Source organism: Streptomyces virginiae (assembly GCF_041432505.1).
GTDB classification, from domain to species: domain Bacteria; phylum Actinomycetota; class Actinomycetes; order Streptomycetales; family Streptomycetaceae; genus Streptomyces; species Streptomyces virginiae_A.
Genome location: NZ_CP107871.1, coordinates 3132032 through 3151765 on the forward strand (window position 1 = coordinate 3132032; position 19734 = coordinate 3151765).

General features: G+C 72.1%; 19 protein-coding genes. 3 read left to right on the forward strand and 16 right to left on the reverse strand.

The genetic code is table 11. The features are described from left to right. Positions 1–66: 66 nt before the first annotated feature. Positions 67–1119 (reverse strand): GlxA family transcriptional regulator, encoded by a 1053-nt coding sequence (locus OG624_RS14705; protein ID WP_033224720.1) that lies wholly within the window; start codon positions 1117–1119, stop codon positions 67–69. Positions 1120–1190: 71 nt separating this feature from the next. On the opposite strand from OG624_RS14705, the gene OG624_RS14710 reads away from it, so the two are divergent. Continuing rightward, positions 1191–2465, forward strand: coding sequence for an MFS transporter (locus OG624_RS14710; RefSeq protein ID WP_033224721.1), 1275 nt, complete (start codon positions 1191–1193; stop codon positions 2463–2465). Between the two features lie 325 nt (positions 2466–2790). On the opposite strand, the gene OG624_RS14715 is transcribed toward OG624_RS14710, so the two are convergent. From OG624_RS14715 to hrcA, 13 genes are all read right to left on the reverse strand, one after another. Continuing rightward, complete coding sequence (locus OG624_RS14715) at positions 2791–3159, reverse strand: cytidine deaminase (protein ID WP_371587751.1); 369 nt, start codon at positions 3157–3159, stop codon at positions 2791–2793. A 48-nt stretch (positions 3160–3207) separates the two neighbouring features. Further along, positions 3208–3561, reverse strand: coding sequence for an MmcQ/YjbR family DNA-binding protein (locus OG624_RS14720; protein WP_033224725.1), 354 nt, complete (start codon positions 3559–3561; stop codon positions 3208–3210). Next, positions 3558–4862 (reverse strand): hemolysin family protein, encoded by a 1305-nt coding sequence (locus OG624_RS14725; protein ID WP_030011941.1) that lies wholly within the window; start codon positions 4860–4862, stop codon positions 3558–3560. The genes OG624_RS14720 and OG624_RS14725 overlap by 4 nt, the downstream gene beginning before the upstream one ends. After that, entirely contained in the window at positions 4859–5356 is a 498-nt protein-coding gene (ybeY, locus tag OG624_RS14730; RefSeq protein ID WP_030715653.1) for an rRNA maturation RNase YbeY, read from the reverse strand. The genes OG624_RS14725 and ybeY overlap by 4 nt, the downstream gene beginning before the upstream one ends. A gap of 13 nt (positions 5357–5369) precedes the next feature. After that, positions 5370–6413 (reverse strand): PhoH family protein, encoded by a 1044-nt coding sequence (locus OG624_RS14735; protein ID WP_033224727.1) that lies wholly within the window; start codon positions 6411–6413, stop codon positions 5370–5372. Positions 6414–6609: 196 nt separating this feature from the next. Next, positions 6610–7380: a transposase family protein gene (locus tag OG624_RS14740; RefSeq protein ID WP_266446460.1), complete on the reverse strand. Its 771-nt coding sequence runs from the start codon at positions 7378–7380 to the stop codon at positions 6610–6612. Positions 7381–7582: 202 nt separating this feature from the next. After that, complete coding sequence (locus tag OG624_RS14745; protein ID WP_244290912.1) at positions 7583–8677, reverse strand: carbohydrate kinase family protein; 1095 nt, start codon at positions 8675–8677, stop codon at positions 7583–7585. Positions 8678–8911: 234 nt separating this feature from the next. After that, a complete protein-coding gene (locus OG624_RS14750; RefSeq protein ID WP_033224025.1) occupies positions 8912–9817 on the reverse strand; it encodes a ribonuclease Z in 906 nt (301 codons plus the stop codon). 3 nt (positions 9818–9820) lie between these two features. Then, complete coding sequence (locus tag OG624_RS14755) at positions 9821–10180, reverse strand: histidine triad nucleotide-binding protein (protein WP_030757400.1); 360 nt, start codon at positions 10178–10180, stop codon at positions 9821–9823. A 214-nt stretch (positions 10181–10394) separates the two neighbouring features. Continuing rightward, complete coding sequence (locus OG624_RS14760) at positions 10395–11141, reverse strand: 16S rRNA (uracil(1498)-N(3))-methyltransferase (protein WP_033224024.1); 747 nt, start codon at positions 11139–11141, stop codon at positions 10395–10397. After that, a complete protein-coding gene (locus OG624_RS14765) occupies positions 11138–12229 on the reverse strand; it encodes a nitronate monooxygenase (RefSeq protein WP_033224043.1) in 1092 nt (363 codons plus the stop codon). Before OG624_RS14765 ends, OG624_RS14760 begins: the two co-directional genes overlap by 4 nt. 156 nt (positions 12230–12385) lie before the next feature. Beyond that, a complete protein-coding gene (dnaJ, locus tag OG624_RS14770) occupies positions 12386–13525 on the reverse strand; it encodes a molecular chaperone DnaJ (protein ID WP_030010180.1) in 1140 nt (379 codons plus the stop codon). Continuing rightward, complete coding sequence (gene hrcA, locus OG624_RS14775) at positions 13526–14542, reverse strand: heat-inducible transcriptional repressor HrcA (RefSeq protein WP_030715666.1); 1017 nt, start codon at positions 14540–14542, stop codon at positions 13526–13528. Positions 14543–14690: 148 nt separating this feature from the next. Between hrcA and OG624_RS14780 the strand changes: the two genes are divergently transcribed. Next, positions 14691–15416, forward strand: a complete 726-nt coding sequence (locus tag OG624_RS14780) for an MBL fold metallo-hydrolase (protein WP_266356748.1) — start codon at positions 14691–14693, stop codon at positions 15414–15416. A gap of 28 nt (positions 15417–15444) precedes the next feature. Next, positions 15445–16263: a DUF3097 domain-containing protein gene (locus OG624_RS14785; protein ID WP_352163799.1), complete on the forward strand. Its 819-nt coding sequence runs from the start codon at positions 15445–15447 to the stop codon at positions 16261–16263. A 77-nt stretch (positions 16264–16340) separates the two neighbouring features. Here the strand turns inward: OG624_RS14785 and hemW are convergent, their stop codons facing one another. Beyond that, positions 16341–17573, reverse strand: a complete 1233-nt coding sequence (gene hemW, locus OG624_RS14790) for a radical SAM family heme chaperone HemW (RefSeq protein WP_033224021.1) — start codon at positions 17571–17573, stop codon at positions 16341–16343. 183 nt (positions 17574–17756) lie between these two features. Beyond that, on the reverse strand, positions 17757–19649 hold the full coding sequence (locus OG624_RS14795) for an AMP-dependent synthetase/ligase (protein ID WP_033224020.1): 1893 nt from the start codon (positions 19647–19649) through the stop codon (positions 17757–17759). Between the last annotated feature and the right edge of the window lie 85 nt (positions 19650–19734).

Here is a 19734-nt window from a genome sequence, read left to right on the forward strand (position 1 = left end):
CCCCTTAGGTTCCCGCGCGCCCGAGCCCGGCGCAGGGGGCCATTCACGAGCGGAGGGCGGGAGAAGTCAATGCACGGCTCCGGCATCATCTGATGGCCCATCAGGAGATGTCAGGTTGCCCGACCCCGGCACGCCGGCCGCACGGAAGGTGCGGCGGTACGCGGTCGGGCTCACCCCCAACGCCGCCTGGACGTGCTTGCGCAGCGACTGGGCCGTGCCGAAGCCGCTGTCCCGCGCCACCTGCTCCATCGGCAGCTCCGTCTGCTCCAGCAGCTGCCGGGCCCGCTCCACCCGCCGGCCGACGATCCACCGGCCGGGGCTGACGCCCGACTCCTCGCGGAAGCGGCGCGTGAAGGTCCGTACCGACATGGCCTCCTGCCGGGCCAGGTCGGTCAGCCGGAGCGGTTCGTGCAGCCGGTCCAGCACCCACGCGCGGGCCGCCGTGGTGCTGGCGAGCTGCGGCTCCGGCATCGGGCGCGCGATGAACTGCGCCTGCCCGCCCTCCCGGTGGGGCGGTACGACCGTCCGCCGGGCCACCTCGTTGGCGACGGCCGCGCCGTGGTCGCGGCGCACGATGTGCAGGCACAGGTCGACCCCGGCGGCGACGCCGGCCGAGGTCAGCACGTCGCCGTCGTCGGTGTAGAGCACGTCCGGGTCGACCCGGACGGCCGGGAAGAGCCGCTGGAAGTGCGCGGCGGAGGCCCAGTGGGTGGTGGCGGGGCGCCCGTCCAGGTATCCGGCGGCGGCGAGGACGTAGCCGCCCGTGCAGATGGAGACCAGCCGGGTGCCGGGTCGGATGTGCGCGAGGGCCGCCGCCAGCTCGTCGGTCAGCCGGCCCTCCTCGTGCACCGGGCCCAGCTCGTACGAGGCCGGCACCACCACCGTGTCGGCGGTGGCCAGCAGTTCGGGACCGTGCTCGACGTGGATCGCGAAGTCGGCGTCCGTGCGCACCGCCCCCGGGGCGATCCCGCACGTGAGGATCTCGTACAGCGGCCGCCCGGCAGGGTCCTTGGCCCGCCCGAAGATCCGGTGCGGGATGCCGAGCTCGAAGGGCAGCAACCCGGTGAGGGCGAGGACGACGACCCGGTGCGCCCGCTTCCGCGACTTCTCCGACTCCATGGCCCGATCGTATCGAACCATGACGGTCAAGCCACTGTCGCGCGGTCGCTCGGTGGCCGGAAGCTGTCGGTGTGCCCCAGACAGCCCCCGCCACCACGGCCCCCTCACCCACCCCCCGCCAGGTCGGGCGCGTCCACCGCGCCTGGTTCGTCGCCGCCGTCGCCTTCGTGACGATCATCGGTGCGGCCGGATTCGCCTCCCTGCCCGGACTGCTCATCGAGCCGCTGCACGCGGAGTTCGACTGGTCACGCGGCACCATCGGCCTGGCCGTATCGGTCAATCTCGCGCTGTACGGGCTCACCGCGCCCTTCGCCGCGGCCCTGATGGACCGTTTCGGCATCCGCCGGGTCGTGGCCCTGGCCCTGCTCGTCATCGCCTCGGGCTCGCTGGCCACGGTGTGGATGACCGAGCCCTGGCAGCTCGTGCTGTTCTGGGGCGTCCTCGTGGGGCTGGGCAGCGGCTCCATGGCCCTGGCCTTCGCGGCGACGGTGACGAACCGCTGGTTCACCGCCCGGCGCGGCCTGGTCACCGGCGTCCTGACCGCGGCCGGGGCCTCCGGTCAGCTGGTCTTCCTGCCGCTGCTGGCCTGGCTGGTCGAGCACCACGGCTGGCGCCCGGCGACGGTCACGGTCTCCCTGTCGGCGCTGGCCGTCACCCCCTTCGTGTGGCTGCTGATGCGCGACCACCCGGCGGACGTGGGGCTCGCGCCGTACGGCGGTACGTACGTGGAGAGGCCGGCCCCGACCCCGGGCGCGACCCGGCGGGCCCTGCGGGTACTCGTCGACGCGGCCCGGACCGGCCCGTTCTGGCTGCTGGCGGGTACCTTCGCGATCTGCGGCGCCTCGACCAACGGACTGGTCAAGACCCACTTCGTGCCCGCCGCCCACGACCACGGCATGCCGGTGACGGCGGCAGCCGGGCTGCTGGCGGTCGTCGGCGTGTTCGACGTGATCGGCACGGTGGCCTCGGGCTGGTTCACGGACCGCTTCGACTCGCGGCGACTGCTGGCCGTCTACTACGCCCTGCGCGGGATCTCGCTGCTCTTCCTGCCGATCCTGCTGGCGCCGTCGGTGCGACCGCCGCTGATCTTCTTCATCGTCTTCTACGGCCTGGACTGGGTCGCGACCGTCCCGCCGACGATCGCGCTCTGCCGCGAGCACTACGGGGAGGACGGCGCGATCGTCTTCGGCTGGGTCCTGGCCTCGCACCAGATCGGCGCGGCCCTGGTGGCGTTCCTGGGCGGCCTGACCCGCGACCTCACCGGCTCGTACGACACCGTCTGGTACGCGTCGGGCGCGCTGTGCGCGATGGCTGCGCTGATGGCGATGACGATCCGCCGCCGATAGCCTCCCGGCGGGGGCAACCGGCGTCCGAAGCCCGGGCCAATCCAGCCTCGCCGGCCCCCTTCTGTTCGGCCGGGGCCGTATCCAGCCTCGCCGGCGTTTGAGGCGCGGGGTCTGGGGCGGAGCCCCAGGAAACCCGGCTCCGCCGGGCACCGGGCTCCGCCCGGACCCTCCCCCAGCTACCGCTGGGAGGTGCCCCCTGCTCAAACGCCGGCGAGGCTGGGGTGGGCCGGCGCAGCCGGAGTTGGCAGCGAGGTCGGCCGGCGGGCCGGATTGGCTCCGGTCGACCGGACCTACCGTCGGGGTTGTCCGCCGCCCCGCCGGGAGGCTAGGGGCCGGCCGGGGTCGTCGACTTCAGGGTGCCGTCCGGGGCGGCGAGGAGGACCGGGGTGTCCGGGCCTCCGAGGTCACGGACCGCCGCGCGATCCGCGTCGGCCGGAGCGTCCGCCGCCGTGACGACGGCCGCCGCCTCCAGCGACCGCGCCCCGCTGGCCACGGCCATCGCGACCGCGGTCCGCAGCGCGCTCAGTTTCAGGGAGTCGAGCTCCACCGTCCCGGCGACGTACGTGCGGCCCGTCTCGTCCCGCACCGCCGCCCCCTCGGGCACCCCGTTACGGGCCCGGGCGCTGCGCGCCAGCGTGATGATCTTGCTGTCCTCGGGGTCGATCCCGGTGCTCTCCGTCATGGTCGAAAGCATAGGGAGCGCCACTGTCCGGCCGTGCAACGACCCCGCCGGGGCCCCCGATCAGGGCCGGTCGAGCTTCAGCCGCTCCGCCCGCGGCAGCCCCGCGACCACCAGGTCGTAGGAGTCCTCGACAAGCTCACGCAGCATCGTGTCGGGGACCCCGCCCACCGTCACCGTGTTCCAGTGCCGCTTGTTCATGTGGTAGCCCGGCACGATCGCCTCGTGCTCCTCGCGCAGCCGCACCGCCAGCTCCGGGTCGCACTTCAGGTTGACCTTCAGCGGCTCCCCGTCCAGCGCCGACAGCGCGAACACCTTGCCCAGCACCTTGAACACCGAGGTCTCCGGTGTGAAGGGGAACTCCTCCACCGCCGCGTTGAAGCCCAGGCAGAACGCACGCAGTTGCTCCGGGGTCATTCCCCCTCCTCCCCCGCGGCCTCCGCCGCGGCGACCGGCTCCACCAGCACCGTCACGATCTTGTTCCGGCGGCCCGCCGGGGACTCGGCGGTCAGCCGCAGCGGACGCCCGTCCGGCAGTTCCACCACCGAGGAGGCGCCCGCGATCGGCACCCGCCCCAGCGCCTTCGCCAGCAGTCCGCCGACCGTCTCCACGTCCTCGTCGTCGAAGGCCTCGACCTTGAACAGCTCACCGAGGTCGGTGATGTCCAGCCGCGCGGTGACCCGGTAGCGGTCCTCGCCCAGGTCCTCGACCGGCGGGAGTTCCCGGTCGTACTCGTCGGTGATCTCTCCGACGATCTCTTCGAGGATGTCCTCGATGGTGACGATGCCGGCCGTGCCGCCGTACTCGTCGATGACGACGGCCACGTGGTTGCGCACCTGCTGCATCTCGCGCAGCAGATCGCCCGCGTTCTTGGTGTCCGGTACGAAGACGGCCGGCCGCATCGCGGTCGAGACCAGGTCGGCCTCGGCCTCCCGGCTGATGTGCGTCTTGCGGACCAGGTCCTTCAAATAGACGATCCCGACTATGTCGTCCTCGTTCTCCCCGGTCACCGGGATGCGGGAGAAGCCGGACCGCAGCGCAAGCGTGGTCGCCTGACGGACCGTCTTGTACCGCTCGATACAGACGAGGTCGGTGCGCGGCACCATCACCTCGCGCACCAGCGTGTCGCCGAGCTCGAAGACCTGGTGCACCATGCGGCGCTCGTCGTCCTCGATCAGCGATTCCTTCTCCGCGAGGTCCACCATCGCGCGCAGCTCGGCCTCGGAGGCGAAGGGCCCCTTACGGAAACCCTTGCCGGGCGTGAGCGCGTTGCCGATGAGGATCAGCAGCTGCGGGATCGGCCCCATGATCCGGGCCAGCGGGACGAGGACGTACGCGGCCGCCGTCGCCGTGTTCAGCGGGTGCTGGCGGCCGATCGTGCGCGGGGAGACGCCGACGGCGACGAAGGACACGAGCACCATGACGGCGATGGCCACGAGCAGCGCGGTCCAGTTCTCGCCGAACTCGTCGAGGCAGACGTAGGTGACGAGCACCCCGGCCGCCATCTCGCAGGTGACCCGGACGAGCAGGGCCACATTGAGGTAGCGGGTGGGGTCGCCGGCGACCTGGGCGAGCTTCTCGCTCCCGCGCCGGCCCTCCCGTACGGCCTGCTCGGCCCGGAAGCTGGAGATACGGGCGATGCCGGACTCGGCGCAGGCCGCGAACCAGGCCACCACGACCAGCAGGACCGCCCCGGTGATCAGCTGGGGGGCGTTCACGAGACGGTCGGTGCCGGGGACGGACCGGTGATGCCGCGCTCACCGCGCCAGCCGTCGACGATGGCCGCCTGGAGGCCGAACATCTCGGCCTTCTCGTCCGGCTCCTCGTGGTCGTAGCCGAGCAGGTGCAGCACTCCGTGGACGGTCAGGAGCTGGAGCTCCTCGTCCATGGAGTGCTGCGTCGGGGCTTCCTCGCCCTGCCTCTTGGCGACCTCGGGGCAGAGCACGATGTCGCCGAGGAGCCCCTGCGGGGGCTCCTCCTCGTCCTTGGACGGCGGACGGAGCTCGTCCATCGGGAAGGACATGACGTCGGTCGGACCGGGCAGATCCATCCACTGGATGTGGAGCTGCTCCATGGCGTCCTCGTCGATGACGATGACGGAGAGCTCGGAGAGCGGGTGGATCCGCATCCGGGTGAGCGCGTAGCGGGCGATGTCGAGGATCGCCTGCTCGTCGACCTCGGTTCCGGACTCGTTGTTGACGTCGATCGACATGGTGCGCTGAGTTCTACTTCCGCTGGTGGCCGTTCGCGGCCTGCTGGCCGTCGTCGTACTTCTCGTACGCGTCGACGATACGGCCGACCAGCTTGTGCCGGACGACATCCTCGGACGTGAGCCGCGAGAAGTGGATGTCCGGGACCCCTTCCAGGATGTCCTGCACCTGACGCAGACCGCTCCTGGCGCCACCCGGCAGGTCGATCTGGGTGACGTCACCCGTGATCACGATCTTCGAGTCGAAGCCGAGCCGGGTGAGGAACATCTTCATCTGCTCGGTGGTCGTGTTCTGCGCCTCGTCGAGGACGACGAACGCCTCGTTCAGCGTGCGTCCGCGCATGTACGCCAGCGGAGCCACCTCGATCGTGCCCGCCGCCATCAGGCGCGGGATCGAGTCGGGGTCGAGCATGTCGTGCAGCGCGTCGTAGAGCGGGCGCAGGTACGGGTCGATCTTGTCGAAGAGGGTGCCCGGCAGGAAGCCGAGCCGCTCCCCCGCCTCGACGGCGGGCCGGGTCAGGATGATCCGGCTGACCTGCTTGGACTGGAGGGCCTGGACGGCCTTGGCCATGGCCAGGTAGGTCTTGCCGGTACCGGCGGGGCCGATGCCGAAGACGATCGTGTTCTTGTCGATCGCGTCGACGTACCGCTTCTGGTTGAGGGTCTTGGGTCGGATGGTGCGGCCGCGGCTGGAGAGGATGTTCTGGGTGAGCACCTCCGCGGGCGTCTCGGCAGGTCCGTCGCCGTTGCCGTTGCCGCTCGCCTTGAGCATGGCGATCGAGCGTTCCACTGCGTCCTCCGTCATCGGCTGCCCGGTGCGGAGCACCAGCATCATCTCGTCGAAAAGGCGCTGGATCAGGGCGACTTCCGCCGCTGCACCGATCGCGCTGACCTGATTGCCCCGAACATGGATGTCGGCCTTGGGGAAGGCCTTCTCGATCACGCGCAACAGGGCGTCGCCCGAGCCGAGCACGGTCACCATCGGGTGCGTGGCCGGAACGGTGAAGTGGGCTCGCGCCTGCCCCGGCGCAGGGATGTGGGCTGTCGGTGTCTGAGTCATGGGCCGGCACTGTGGCCTGCGCATACCTCCCGCTGAGGGGCCGCGCCGATCGACGACCTCCGGAGTACCAAGCGTACGTCTCCGCCGCTGCTTCCCCGAGAGGTTTTACCGCCGGATCGCGCGGCGGGCCACCACCTAAAGGTTGTTGCAGAAGGTTGGGTGCGGGCAGGTCTGCGTGTGAGTGGACCTGCCTGGTTCACCGTGTCATGGCGAGGTTGTGCATGGTGGCGACGGCCTGGACGGCGTGGTGGAGGCCGTCTCCTTTCTGGCGGCAGTCGCGGAGGATCTTCCAGTTCTTCATGCGGGCGAAGGTGTGCTCGACGCGGGCACGGACCCGTCGGTGTTCGGCGTTGTCCTCCTCCTGACCGCGCAGGAGGGGACGTCCAGCACGTTTGCGGTGCGGGACGATCAGCCCGGTGCCCAGGTAGGCGCCGTCCGCGATCACTGTGGTGCCCGCCGCCTTCGCGGGTAGACCGGACTCGCGCCAGACGTGGGCGTCGGCCTTGTTCCCGGGCGCGGGCCGCGCCGAGGCGACGACCAGGCGGGTGTCGGCGTCGATGATGACCTGCACGTTCGCCGAGAACCGGTAGTTGCGGGAGGAGGCGGCGACCTGCCGGTCGCGGACCGGGATGAGGGTGCCGTCCACGATCCACAACCGGTCCGCATCGGCGACCGGCCGCGGGGCCGGCTCCAGGGCCAGCAACGGCCCGAGCCGCTGGATCACCCTGCAGACCGTGGCCGGGGAGACCCCGAACAGCGGGGCGAGCTGCCGCATCGTGAGGTTCGTGCGGTAGTACACCGCCACCAGCAGGACCCGGTCCGCCAGCGGCAGGCACCACGGCCGACCACCACCGGGACCGTTCCCGCCCCGCTCCCGCACCACCTTCACCAGCTTGACGAACCGGTCCATCCGCAAGCCCGTGAACGTCTCCACCCACACCGACTCAGCGCACAACACCCCACCCATACAGGAGGAATGCCCCGAACAGAGGCTTCCGCAACAACCTTTAGGGCCTGTCTTTCGGATCAGGGCGGATCGGCCCGCGGCGTCTGGTGTCGTGCATCGCAAGGCCGAGGAGGGAGTCCATGCGGAGCATCGACGACCGACGAGAACGCAGCGAGGTGCGGTGCCAGACGCCGCGGGCCCGGCATGATCCGAAAGACAGGCCCTAGGCAGGGTGCCGGAAGCCGATCGTGGGTACGGCCCTGCGCCGGGCCGCCGGGGCGCCGTCCGGCGGGATCAGGTCGTCCAGGAAACCGTAGGGGCCGCGCAGCTCCTGCGGGGCCGTCCGCCACCAGTGGGCCACCTCCGGCCAGCCCGGGGCCGACAGGGAGCCGCCGAACTCCTGCACCGACAGGGCCGCCGTCAGCCCGGCGAAGGCGAGGCGGTCGGCGAGCGGCCAGCCCGCCAGGGTGCCGGTCACGAAGCCCGCCACGTAGACGTCGCCCGCGCCCGTCGGATCCAGCTCGTCCACCGTGATCCCGGGGACGTGCGCGGTCTCCCCGGTACGCCCGTCCACCGCGTACGAGCCCTCCGCGCCCATCGTCACCACCGCGATCGGTACCTTCTCGGCCAGCGCCCGGGCCGCGGCTCTCGGGCAGTCGGTCCGGGTGTAGCGCATCGCCTCGCCGGCGTTCGGCAGGAAGGCCTCGCAGTGCTCCAGGTCGGCCAGGGCCCCCAGGTCCCACCGGCCGCTCTCGTCCCATCCCACGTCAGCGAAGATCCGCGAGCCGCGCCGAGCGGCCTCGGCGATCCACTCCTCGCCGCGGCCGGGGCCGAGGGCCGCCACGGCCGCGCGGGCTCTCGGCGGGCACTGCGGGAAGGGCCCGGGGCCCGCCGGGGGCGGGGCCTCGTGGCCGTGCGAGACCATCGTGCGCTCGCCCTCGTAGGCCATCGAGACGGTGACCGGGCTGTGCCAGCCGGGGATGGTGTGCGACATGGACAGGTCGATGCCCTCACCCTGTTCCAGGGCGTCCCAGCAGTACTCGCCGTAGTGGTCGTCCCCGAAGGCGGCGGCAAGCGAGGTCCGCAGGCCGAGCCGGGCCAGGGCCGTGGCCATGTTGGCGACGCCGCCGGGGCTGGAGCCCATGCCGCGCGCCCAGGACTCCGTACCGCGCACCGGGGCGGAGTCGAGGCCGGTGAAGATGATGTCGAGGAAGACGGTTCCGGTCAGGAAGACGTCACAGCCGGGTTCCTGGGGGTCACGCAGCGGACCGAGCGGGTCCACTGCGGCTGCGCGGATTTCGTAGTCCCGACCGGTCACGGCGATCTCCCCGTTGTTTCTCGAAGGCCCGTTTCTGCATGACGTTTTCCCATGGAAAGCTGCCAGCCCTGCCCGCCCCGAGCAGGACCAAAACCCAGTGTGGCGCAGATCACGCTCGGGAGACCCTTCGTCACTCGGACCACTCGGCGAACACGGCCCCTGCCCGGGCCCTGACCGTGCAGGGGGCGGGCAGGGGCCGGGTGGAGGCCGTGCAGGGGCGGGTCGGGCCCGTCGTCAGCCCCGCTTGGGCAGGGGCACGCGCATCAGGTCCGCGGCCACCGTGAGCTCGCCCTCGAAGCCGGCCGCGCGGGCCTGCCGCTCGAACTCGGTCGGGTCGGTGTAGCGCTGCGAGAAGTGCGTCAGCACGAGGTGCCGCACGCCGGCGTCCCGCGCCACCCGAGCCGCCTGGCCGGCGGTGAGGTGCCCGTGGTCGGTGGCCAGCCGTTCGTCCTCGTCGAGGAAGGTCGACTCGATCACCAGCATGTCGCAGCCCTCGGCGAGCGCGTCCACGCCGGGGCAGAGCCGGGTGTCCATGACGAACGCGAACCGCTGCCCCGGCCGGGGCTCGCTGACCTCGTCCAGGGTGATCGCGCCGATCCGCCCCTCCCGCTGGATCCGGCCCACGTCCGGCCCCTTGATCCCGTGCCGCGCGAGCAGCTCGGGCAGCATGCGCCGCCCGTCGGGTTCGGTGATCCGGTAGCCGAAGGACTCCACGGGGTGCGAGAGCAGCCGGGCCTCCAGCGTGTACGAGGGCCCTTGGGCGAGCGTGCCGTCCGCGGAGACCGGTTCCTCGCGGAGCGCGACGGTCTCCCGGTAGGCCGTGGCGTAGCGCAGCCGGTCGAAGAACTTCTGCCCGGAGGCCGGGTAGTGCGCGGTGACGGGGTGCGGGACCTGGTCGAGGTTGATCCGCTGGATCACCCCGGCGAGGCCGAGGCTGTGGTCACCGTGGAAGTGGGTGACGCAGATCCGGTCGATGTCGTGCGCGGCCACCCCGGCGCGCAGCATCTGGCGCTGGGTGCCCTCGCCCGGGTCGAAGAGGATGCCCTCGCCGTCCCAGCGCAGCAGGTAGCCGTTGTGGTTGCGGTGGCGGGTGGGCACCTGGCTGGCCGTGCCCAGCACCACGAACTCTCTCGCGGACACGTGCTATCCGGGGGGCCACTGGAGGCCGCGCCCGCCGAGGACGTGCGCGTGGGCGTGGAAGACGGTCTGACCGGCGCCGGAGCCGGTGTTGAACACGACCCGGTAGCCGTGTTCGACGATCTTCTCGTCGAGGGCGACCTGGCCGGCCTCGCGCAGTATGTCGGCGGCCACGCCCGGCTCGGCCGCCGCGAGGGAGGCCGCGTCGGGGTAGTGCACCTTGGGGATGACGAGGACGTGTGTGGGCGCCTGCGGGTTGATGTCCCGGAAGGCGACCGTGGTCTCGGTCTCCCGTACCACGGTCGCGGGGATCTGCCCCGCGACGATCTTGCAGAACAGGCAGTCGGCCTGCGGTTCCCCGGCCATTGCTTCGCCTCCTGTGACGGTGATCGGTCCGGGCATCGTATCCAGCCGGACGCCTGCCACGGGCGGGCATTTCGGCCGGTCGGGCCGAAGTCCGCGGCCGGCCGGGCCGATCGGGCCCGGCCCGACCCGACCGGGAGCCGAGCGGGAGCCGAGCGGGAGCCGACCGTCGGCACCGGACCCTCAGGACCGGCCGCCCCTCAGAACCGGGCGCCCGTCAGGACCAGCGGCCCGTGCGGGCCAGCAGGACGGCGACCGCCGCCGTACCGGCCGTGGAGGTGCGCAGCACGGAGCGGCCCAGGCGGTAGGGGTGGGCGCCGGCCTCGGCGAAGACCGCCAGTTCCTCCGGGGAGACACCACCCTCCGGGCCGACCACCAGCACCACGGAACCGGCCTTCGGGAGCTCGGCCGTCGCCAGCGCCTCGGAGGGGGTGTCGCGATCCTCGTGGAGCACCATCGCCAGGTCGGCGCCGGCCAGCAGCGCGGCCACCTGCTTGGTGGACAGGGCCTCGGCGACCTCCGGGAAACGCACCCGGCGGGACTGCTTGCCCGCCTCCCGGGCCGTGGCCCGCCACTTGGCCAGGGACTTGGCGCCCCGGTCGCCGCGCCACTGCGTGATGCAGCGCGAGGCCTGCCAGGGCACGATCGCGTCCACGCCGGTCTCGGTCATCGTCTCGACGGCCAGCTCCCCCCGGTCCCCCTTGGGAAGCGCCTGGACCACCGTGATCCGCACCTCCGGCTGCGGCTCCTCCGCGACGGAGTGCAGGTCCATGACGACCAGCCGGTCCTTGCCTTCGGCGGCCTTGACCACGCCCTCCACCCAGTGGCCGCGCCCGTCCGTGAGGACCACGTCCTCGCCCGGGTTCAGCCGTTTCACGGACACGGCGTGCCGGCCCTCGGGGCCGTCCAGGACGAACTCCGGCCCCGCGGGGACCTCTTCCACCACGAAAACCGGGGCGGTCATGACGCACTCCTCATCTGCGTTGCCTTCAACGTGCTCTGTGCTTCGGCCAGTTCGGCCGCCAGCACCTCCACCAGTTCCCCCGCCGGCAGCGGCCGGGCCAGCCGGTGTCCCTGGCCCGCCCACAGGGCCATGCCCTGGGCGTCCCCGGCCGCGGCGGCGGCCTTGCGCAGCCCCGAGGTCAGGTGGTGGACCTGCGGGTAGGCGGCCGGGGCGTACGGCCCGTGCTCGCGCACGAAGCGGTTCACCAGCCCGCGCGCCGGCCGCCCGGAGAAGGCCCGGGTCAGCTCGGTACGCACGAACAGCGGGTCGGTCAGGGCCTTCTTGTGCACCGGGTCCGCCCCGGACTCCGGGCAGGCCAGGAAGGCCGTCCCGAGCTGCGCCGACTCCGCGCCGGCCGCCAGCAGGGCGGCGATCTGCGCGCCCCGCATGACCCCGCCCGCCGCGATGATCGGGAGCGCCACGGCCTCCCGTACCTGTGCCACCAGCGCGAGGAGGCCCACGGTCGCCGTACCGTCGATCTGCGGATCGTCGCGGTGGGTGCCCTGGTGACCGCCGGCCTCCGCCCCCTGGACGCAGACCGCGTCGGCGCCCGCGTGCTGCGCGCCGCGGGCCTCCTCGACGGAGGTCACCGTGACGACGGTGTACGTACCGACCTTGCGCAGGGCGGCGAGGGCCGCGAAGGCGGGACAGCCGAAGGTGAACGAGACCACCGGAACGGGGTCTTCGAGGAGGATGGCGAGCTTGGCGTCGTAGCCGTCGTCGCTGGTGCCGATGATGTCCTCCTCGGCGAGCGAGATCTCGTACCAGCTCGCCTCGCCGGCCAGCTGCCCGCGGTAGGCCTCCACCGCGGCCGGATCGACGTAACCGGTCTGCGGCATGAAGAGGTTGACACCGAAACGGCGCCGGGTCAGCGCGCGCACCTGCTTGATCTCCTGGTACATCCCGTCGGCGGTCTTGTAGCCGCCGGCCAGGAACCCCAGTCCGCCCGCCTCGCACACGGCGGCGGCGAGGACGGGACAGGAGGCGCCGCCCGCCATGGGAGCCTGCACGATCGGGTACGGGGACAGACCGTTCGGTGCCGAGGACATGGACTGCATCGTGCCACGTCCCGCGCAGGGGGCCGAACCATGGCATTCGCCTGGCATAGTCCGCTTCCCGGCCGGCCCGGAGCCGCCGGCGGCCTCGTGCGACGAGCCCGGCCGGGGAATCCCCAGGCCGGGCTCGTGACGGTGGATCCCGGTCGGTCAGCGACCGTTGAAAGCGTCCTTCAGCCGGCTGAAGAGACCCTGCTGACCCGGCGCGAACTGGCCCATCGGCCGCTCCTCGCCGCGCAGCTTCGCCAGCTGGCGGAGCAGGTCCTCCTGCTGGGCGTCCAGCTTGCCCGGGGTGGTGACCTCGACGTGCACGATCAGGTCGCCGCGTCCGCCACCGCGCAGGTGGGTGACGCCGCGCCCGTGCAGCGGGATCGCCTGGCCGGACCCGGTGCCGGGCCGGATGTCGATCTCCTCCAGCCCGTCCAGCGTCTCCAGCGGACACTTGGTGCCCAGTGCGGCCGCCGTCATCGGGATGGTGACCGTGCAGTGCAGGTCGTCCCCGCGTCGCTGGAAGGTCGGGTGCGCCAGCTCGTGGATCTCCACGTACAGGTCGCCGGCGGGGCCGCCGCCGGGGCCGACCTCGCCCTCGCCCGCGAGCTGGATCCGGGTGCCGTTCTCGACACCCGCCGGGATCTTGACCGTGAGGCTGCGACGGGAGCGGACCCGGCCGTCGCCCGCGCACTCGTGGCACGGGGTCGGGACCACGGTGCCGAAGCCCTGGCACTGCGGGCAGGGCCGCGAGGTCATGACCTGGCCCAGGAAGGACCGGGTGACCTGGGAGACCTCACCGCGGCCGCGGCACATGTCGCAGGTCTGCGCCGAGGTGCCGGGAGCGGCGCCCTCGCCGGAGCAGGTGTTGCAGACGACGGCCGTGTCGACCTGGATGTCCTTGGTGGTCCCGAAGGCCGCCTCGTCCAGTTCCAGGTCGAGGCGGATCATCGCGTCCTGGCCGCGCCGGGTCCGCGAGCGCGGGCCGCGCTGCGAGGCCTGGCCGAAGAAGGCGTCCATGATGTCGGAGAAGTTGCCGAAGCCACCCGCTCCGAAGCCGCCCGCTCCGCCGCCACCGCCCGAGGAGGACAGCGGGTCGCCACCCAGGTCGTAGACCTGCTTCTTCTGCGGGTCCGAGAGGACCTCGTAGGCGGCGTTGATCTCCTTGAAACGCTCTTGCGTCTTGGGATCAGGGTTCACATCCGGGTGCAGCTCGCGCGCGAGCCGCCGGAATGCCTTCTTGATCTCGTCCTGCGATGCGTCGCGGCGCACGCCGAGAACGGCGTAGTAGTCCGTGGCCACTTACGACTCCGCCAGGATCTGTCCGACGTAACGTGCCACTGCGCGTACCGCTCCCATCGTTCCGGGGTAGTCCATGCGGGTCGGTCCGACCACGCCGAGTTTGGCGACTGCTTCGCCGCCCGAACCGTAACCGACCGAGACGACCGACGTGGAGTTCAGTCCCTCGTAGGCGTTCTCATGCCCGATCCGTACGGCCATTCCCGACTCGTTGGCCTCGCCCAGCAGCTTGAGGAGCACGACCTGCTCCTCCAGCGCTTCGAGCACCGGCCTGATCGTCAGGGGAAAATCGTGTCCGAAGCGGGTGAGATTGGCGGTTCCGCCGATCATCAGTCGCTCTTCGGCTTCCTCGACCAGGGTTTCGAGGAGTGTCGCGAGCACGGTGGAGACGGTGCCGCGGTCCTCGGCCTCGAAGGACTCGGGGAGGTCCTGGACGAGCGGGGGCACATCGGTGAAGCGGCGCCCGACGACCCGGCTGTTGAGCCGGGCCCGCAGGTCCGCGAGCGAGGTCTCCCCGAAGGGGCTCGGGCAGTCGATGAGCCGCTGCTCGACCCGCCCGGTGTCCGTGATCAGTACGAGCATCAGACGCGCGGGAGCGAGCGAGAGCAGCTCCACGTGCCGGACGGTCGACCGGGTCAGGCTCGGGTACTGGACGACGGCGACCTGCCGGGTGAGCTGCGCGAGCAGCCGTACCGTGCGGCCGACCACGTCGTCGAGGTCGACGGCGCCGTCGAGGAAGTTCTGGATGGCCCGGCGCTCGGGCGACGACAGCGGTTTGACCCCCGCCAGCTTGTCGACGAAGAGCCGGTAGCCCTTGTCGGTGGGGATCCGGCCGGCGCTGGTGTGGGGCTGGGCGATGTACCCCTCCTCCTCCAGCACGGCCATGTCGTTGCGCACGGTGGCGGGCGAGACGCCGAGCCGGTGCCGCTCCGTGAGCGCCTTGGAGCCGACCGGCTCCTCCGTCCCGACGTAGTCCTGGACGATGGCGCGCAGCACTTCGAGTCTGCGTTCGCTGAGCATCGCGCGCACACCTCCAGCTGTGGTCCGTTGCCGTGTTCTGCCGTGTTTGTTGGCACTCTGATCGTTCGAGTGCCAGAGAGCCCCCGCTCAGTGTACGGCCGGGCGGTAAGCCCCTGGCAAGGGAGGCCCGCCAGGGTAGCGTCGCCGTATGGACGTGCGTTGGGAAGAGTCCGGCTGGGAACGGCTGACCGGACGGGCCGGCCGGCGGCGACTGCCGGTGTGGGACTGCACCGTGGGACTGGTGGTGGGCAAGGATTCGGTCCTTCTGATCGACCCCGGTTCGTGTGTACGCGAGGGAGCGCAGGTACGCGCCGAGGCGGAGCGGCTGACGGGCCGGCGCGTGACCCATATCGCATTCACGCACGGTCATTTCGATCACGTCCTGGGCGGGGCCGCCTTTGCCGGGGTCGAGGTGTTCGGGGCGGTCGGGCTGGCCGCGCTGTTGTCGACGGGCCGTGAGGAGCTGCGCCGGGACGCGGTACGGCACGGGCTCGCGCCGGCGGAGGCGGCACAGGCCGTGGACCTGCTGGTGCCGCCCCGGCACGAGGTGTCGGGTGAGTGGACGCTGGAACTGGGCGGCGTACAGGTGCTGCTGGCCAACGTGGGGCCCGGGCACACCGGGCACGACCTGGCCGTCTTCGTGCCGGGCGAGCGCGAGGTGGTGTTCTGCGGGGACCTCGTGGAGGAGTCGGGCGAGCCCTCGGTGGGCCCGGACGCCATGGTGGGGCGGTGGCCCGCGGCCCTGGACCGGCTGCTGTCGCTGGGTGGGGACGACGCACTGTACGTGCCGGGTCACGGAGCGGTGGTCGGGGCGGAGTTCGTCCGTGCGCAACGCGCCACACTGGCGGCCCTTTCCGGCGTGTCGGAGGCGTGACGCGCGCGGCTCTCCTACTGTCGGCCGGATGCGCGAGTACTCCCCCGACCTGACCCCGCAGTGGAAGCGACCCAAGGCCGTGCCGGAGGTGGCGGCGGACCCCGACCTGGTGGTCGAGGTGGCGGGTACGGACTTCTGCGGCGCGGTGGTGGCCTGTGAGGCGGGCACGGTGACCCTGGAGGACCGCTTCGGCAAGCGGCGGGTGTTCCCGATGGAGCCGAGCGGGTTCCTGCTGGACGGCGAGGTGGTCACCCTGGTCCGTCCCATGCGCAGGCCCTCGGGGCCGCTGCTGACGGCCTCGGGCTCGCTGGCCGTACCGGGGGCGCGGGCGCGGGTGGCACGGGCGGGCCGGATCTACGTGGAGGGCCGGCACGACGCGGAGCTGGTGGAACGGGTCTGGGGCGACGACCTGCGGATCGAGGGCGTGGTGGTGGAGTACCTGGAGGGCATCGACGACCTCCCGGCCGTCGTCGCCGAGTTCGCCCCGGCCCCGGACGCCCGCCTCGGCATCCTGGTGGACCACCTCGTCCCGGGCTCGAAGGAGTCCCGCATCGCGGCCTCGGTGACCTCGCCGGACGTCCTGATCGTGGGCCACCCGTACGTGGACGTCTGGCAGGCGGTGAAACCGTCCGCGCTGGGCATCCCGGCGTGGCCGGTGATCCCGCCCGGCCAGGACTGGAAGACGGGCATCTGCCGGGCCCTGGGCTGGCCGGAGAACACGGGCGCCGCCTGGCAGCACATCCTGTCCCGGGTGACCTCGTACCGCGACCTGGAACCGACCCTCCTGGGCTCGGTGGAACACCTCATCGACCACGTCACGGCCTCCCCCAGCCCCACCGGCGCTTGAGGCGCTGTTTCAGCCCCGCCGGCGTTCGAGGCGCGGGGGTCCGGGGGCAGCGCCCCCGGCACGGCGCCGCGGGCCGGTCAGTCCACCAGGTCCCGCACCACCGCGTCGGCCAGCAACCGCCCGCGCAGCGTCAGCACGGCCCGCCCGCCTTCGTACGGCCCCGACTCCAGCAGCCCGTCCGCGAGGGCCTTGCGGGACGCCGCCAACCCCGCCGGAGCGAGCAGCGACAACGGCACCCCGTCCACCAGCCGAAGCTCCAGCAGGATCCGCTCCACCCGCCGGTCCTCCTCCGACAGGAGCTCCCGTCCGGCGCCCGGCGACCGCCCCTCCGCCAGCGCCGCGGCGTACGCCCCCGGGTGCTTCACGTTCCACCACCGCACCCCGCCCACGTGCGAGTGCGCTCCCGGCCCCGCGCCCCACCAGTCGGCGCCGCGCCAGTACAGCTCGTTGTGGAGGCACCGCCCGGCCTCCGAGGTGGCCCAGTTCGAGACCTCGTACCAGGAGTAGCCGGCCTCGGCCATGACCGCGTCCGCGATCAGGTACCGGTCGGCGTGCACGTCGTCGTCCGTCATCGGGACCTCGCCGCGGCGGATCCGCCGCGCCAGCTGGGTGCCCTCCTCGACGATCAGCGCGTAGGCGCTGATGTGGTCCGGCCCGGCCCCCAGCGCCGCCGAGAGCGTCGCCCGCCAGTCCTCGTCCGACTCCCCGGGCGTCCCGTAGATCAGGTCGAGGTTGACGTGTTCGAAGCCGGCCGCCCGTGCCTCCGCGACGCACGCCTCGGGGCGCCCCGGCGTGTGGGTGCGGTCGAGCACCTTCAGGACGTGCTGCTTGGCGCTCTGCATGCCGAAGGAGACCCGGTTGAAGCCCCCGGCGCGCAGCTCGGCCAGGTACCGCGGGTCCACGGACTCGGGGTTGGCCTCCGTGGTGATCTCGGCGTCCTCGGCCAGGCCGAACTCGTCGCGGATCGCCGCGAGCATGCGGACGAGGTCGGCGGCGGGCAGCAGCGTGGGCGTGCCGCCGCCGACGAAGACGGTCCGGACCTGGCGCGGGTCGTCGCCGAGCACCTTCCGCGCGAGCCTGACCTCGTCGATCAGGGTGTCGGCGTAGTTCTCCCGGGAGGCGAGCACGCCGCCGGTGCCCCGCAGCTCGGTGGCCGTGTAGGTGTTGAAGTCGCAGTACCCGCAGCGCGTGGCGCAGTAGGGGACGTGCAGGTAGAAACCGAGCGGCCGCTCCCCCGCGCCCGCCAGGGCATGCGACGGCAGCGAGCCGTCTTCGGGCATGGGTTCACCGTCGGGGAGTGCGGAAGGCATACCCCCATCATCCCGCACGGGAACAGCCCCGCCGGCCCCTCATCCGGCCCCGCCGGCGTTTGAGGCGCGGGGTTCGGGGCGGAGCCCCGGGAGACGGCTCGCAGCCGACACCCGGGGCCGCCCCGGGAAGGCGGGGTGCGCGGGGCGGTCCACCGCCCCGCCCCGCCGGGCCCGCGGCAGGCGCTACGCCTCGCGGGAACCCTCGTACATCTCCTCGATCAGGTGCTTGAACTCACGCTCGACCACCGGCCGCTTCAGCTTGAGGCTGGGCGTGAGGTCGCCGTGCTCGACGTCGAGGTCGCGCGGCAGCAGCCGGAACTTCTTGACCGTCTGCCAGCGCTGCAGGCCCTCGTTGAGGGTCTGTACGTACGTCTCGATGAGGCGGTTGGTCTCCGCCGCCGCCAGGACCTCGCCGTACGTCTTGCCCTCCAGCCCGTTCTCGGCCGCCCAGGTCAGGATGGACGGCTCGTCGAGGGCGATCAGCGCGGAGCAGAAGTTACGGTCGGCGCCGTGCACGACGATGGTCGACACGTACGGGCAGATCGCCTTGAACTGGCCCTCGATCTCGGCCGGGGCGACGTACTTGCCGCCCGAGGTCTTGATCAGGTCCTTCTTGCGGTCCGTGATGCGCAGGTAGCCGTCGGGCGACAGCTCACCGATGTCGCCGGTGTGCAGCCAGCCGTCGGATTCCAGGACCTCGGCGGTCTTGTCGGGCTGCCGGTGGTAGCCCTGCATGATGCCGGGGCCGCGCAGCAGGACCTCGCCGTCGTCGGCGATGCGGACCTCGGTGCCGGGGAGCGGCTTGCCGACCGTGCCGGTGCGGTAGGCCTCGCCCGGGTTGACGAAGGAGGCCGCGCTGGACTCGGTCAGGCCGTAGCCCTCCAGGATGTGGACGCCGGCGCCGGAGAAGAAGAAGCCGATCTCGGGGGCCAGGGCGGAGGCGCCGGAGACGGCGGCCCGCAGCTTTCCGCCGAAGGCCTCGCGGAGCTTGGAGTAGACGAGCGCGTCGGCGATCTTGTGCTTGGTGGTGAGGCCGAAGGGGGCGGTCGCCTGGCCGGTGCGGCGGAAGTTGTCCTGCGTGACCTTGGCGTACTCGCGGGCGACGCCGGCGGACCACTTGAAGATCTTGTACTTGGCGCCGCCGGCGGCGCGGGCCTTGGCGGCCACGCCGTTGTAGACCTTCTCGAAGATGCGCGGGACGGCGGCCATGTACGTCGGCTGCACGACCGGCAGGTTCTCGATGATCTTGTCGATCCGGCCGTCGACGGCGGTCACGTGCCCGGCCTCGATCTGCCCGGAGGTCAGCACCTTGCCGAAGACGTGGGCCAGGGGCAGCCAGAGGTACTGGACGTCCTCCTTGCCGATCAGCCCGGTGGCGACCATGGCCTTGGCCAGGTACGACCAGTTGTCGTGCAGCAGCCGCACGCCCTTGGGGCGGCCGGTGGTGCCGGAGGTGTAGATGAGGGTGGCGAGCTGGTCGGAGGTGATGGCCCCCACCCGCTCCTTGACCGCCTCGGGGTGCTTGGCGAGGTACTCCTTGCCGCGCTCCTCCAGCTCCGCGAGCGAGAGCACCCAGCCCTCGGGGTCCCCTTCCGCGGCGACCGCGTCGGCGGCGTCCAGCACCACGACGTGGGCGAGGTTCGGCAGGTCGGCGCGGCGCTCGCGCGCCTTCGCCAGCTGCTTGCCGTCCTCGGCGATGAGCACCCGGCTGTCGGAGTCCGAGAGGATGAACGCCGACTCGTCCGCGTTGGTGCTGGGGTAGATGGTGGTGACCGCACCGCCGGCGCACATCACGCCGAGGTCGGAGAGGATCCACTCGACCCGGGTGTTGGAGGCGAGCGCGACGCGCTCCTCCGTCCCGACGCCGAGGGCGATCAGGCCGGCGGCGATGGCGAAGACCCGCTCGGCCGCCTGGCCCCAGCTGAGTGATTTCCAGTCGTCTGGGCCGCCCTGGCCGTCGGCCGCCGGTACCGGGTACCGGTAGGCCTCGTCGTTCGGCGTCGCTGCGACGCGCTCAAGGAAGAGCACCGCCACGGTGGGCGGGCGGTTCTCGAGATAGGTCTGTGTGTCGCTCACGACATCCTCCGGACCGATCCACGCGGTAGTGCGTGGGCGTGGGGCGCTGGGGGGCGCTGGGGACTGGCGGGTTTGCAGCCGTTGT

Excerpts from the sequence above, each read along its gene's own strand:
- OG624_RS14705 (WP_033224720.1), bottom strand. The coding sequence starts at position 1,119 with ATGGAGTCGGAGAAGTCGCGGAAGCGGGCGCACCGGGTCGTCGTCCTC.
- OG624_RS14720 (WP_033224725.1), bottom strand. The coding sequence starts at position 3,561 with ATGACCCCGGAGCAACTGCGTGCGTTCTGCCTGGGCTTCAACGCGGCG.
- OG624_RS14735 (WP_033224727.1), bottom strand. The coding sequence starts at position 6,413 with ATGACTCAGACACCGACAGCCCACATCCCTGCGCCGGGGCAGGCGCGA.
- hrcA (WP_030715666.1), bottom strand. The coding sequence starts at position 14,542 with ATGCTCAGCGAACGCAGACTCGAAGTGCTGCGCGCCATCGTCCAGGAC.
- OG624_RS14755 (WP_030757400.1), bottom strand. The coding sequence starts at position 10,180 with ATGGCCGGGGAACCGCAGGCCGACTGCCTGTTCTGCAAGATCGTCGCG.
- ybeY (WP_030715653.1), bottom strand. The coding sequence starts at position 5,356 with ATGTCGATCGACGTCAACAACGAGTCCGGAACCGAGGTCGACGAGCAG.
- OG624_RS14785 (WP_352163799.1), top strand. The coding sequence starts at position 15,445 with ATGCGCGAGTACTCCCCCGACCTGACCCCGCAGTGGAAGCGACCCAAG.
- hemW (WP_033224021.1), bottom strand. The coding sequence starts at position 17,573 with ATGCCTTCCGCACTCCCCGACGGTGAACCCATGCCCGAAGACGGCTCG.
- OG624_RS14780 (WP_266356748.1), top strand. The coding sequence starts at position 14,691 with ATGGACGTGCGTTGGGAAGAGTCCGGCTGGGAACGGCTGACCGGACGG.
- OG624_RS14760 (WP_033224024.1), bottom strand. The coding sequence starts at position 11,141 with ATGACCGCCCCGGTTTTCGTGGTGGAAGAGGTCCCCGCGGGGCCGGAG.
- OG624_RS14765 (WP_033224043.1), bottom strand. The coding sequence starts at position 12,229 with ATGTCCTCGGCACCGAACGGTCTGTCCCCGTACCCGATCGTGCAGGCT.
- OG624_RS14740 (WP_266446460.1), bottom strand. The coding sequence starts at position 7,380 with ATGGGTGGGGTGTTGTGCGCTGAGTCGGTGTGGGTGGAGACGTTCACG.
- OG624_RS14715 (WP_371587751.1), bottom strand. The coding sequence starts at position 3,159 with ATGCTTTCGACCATGACGGAGAGCACCGGGATCGACCCCGAGGACAGC.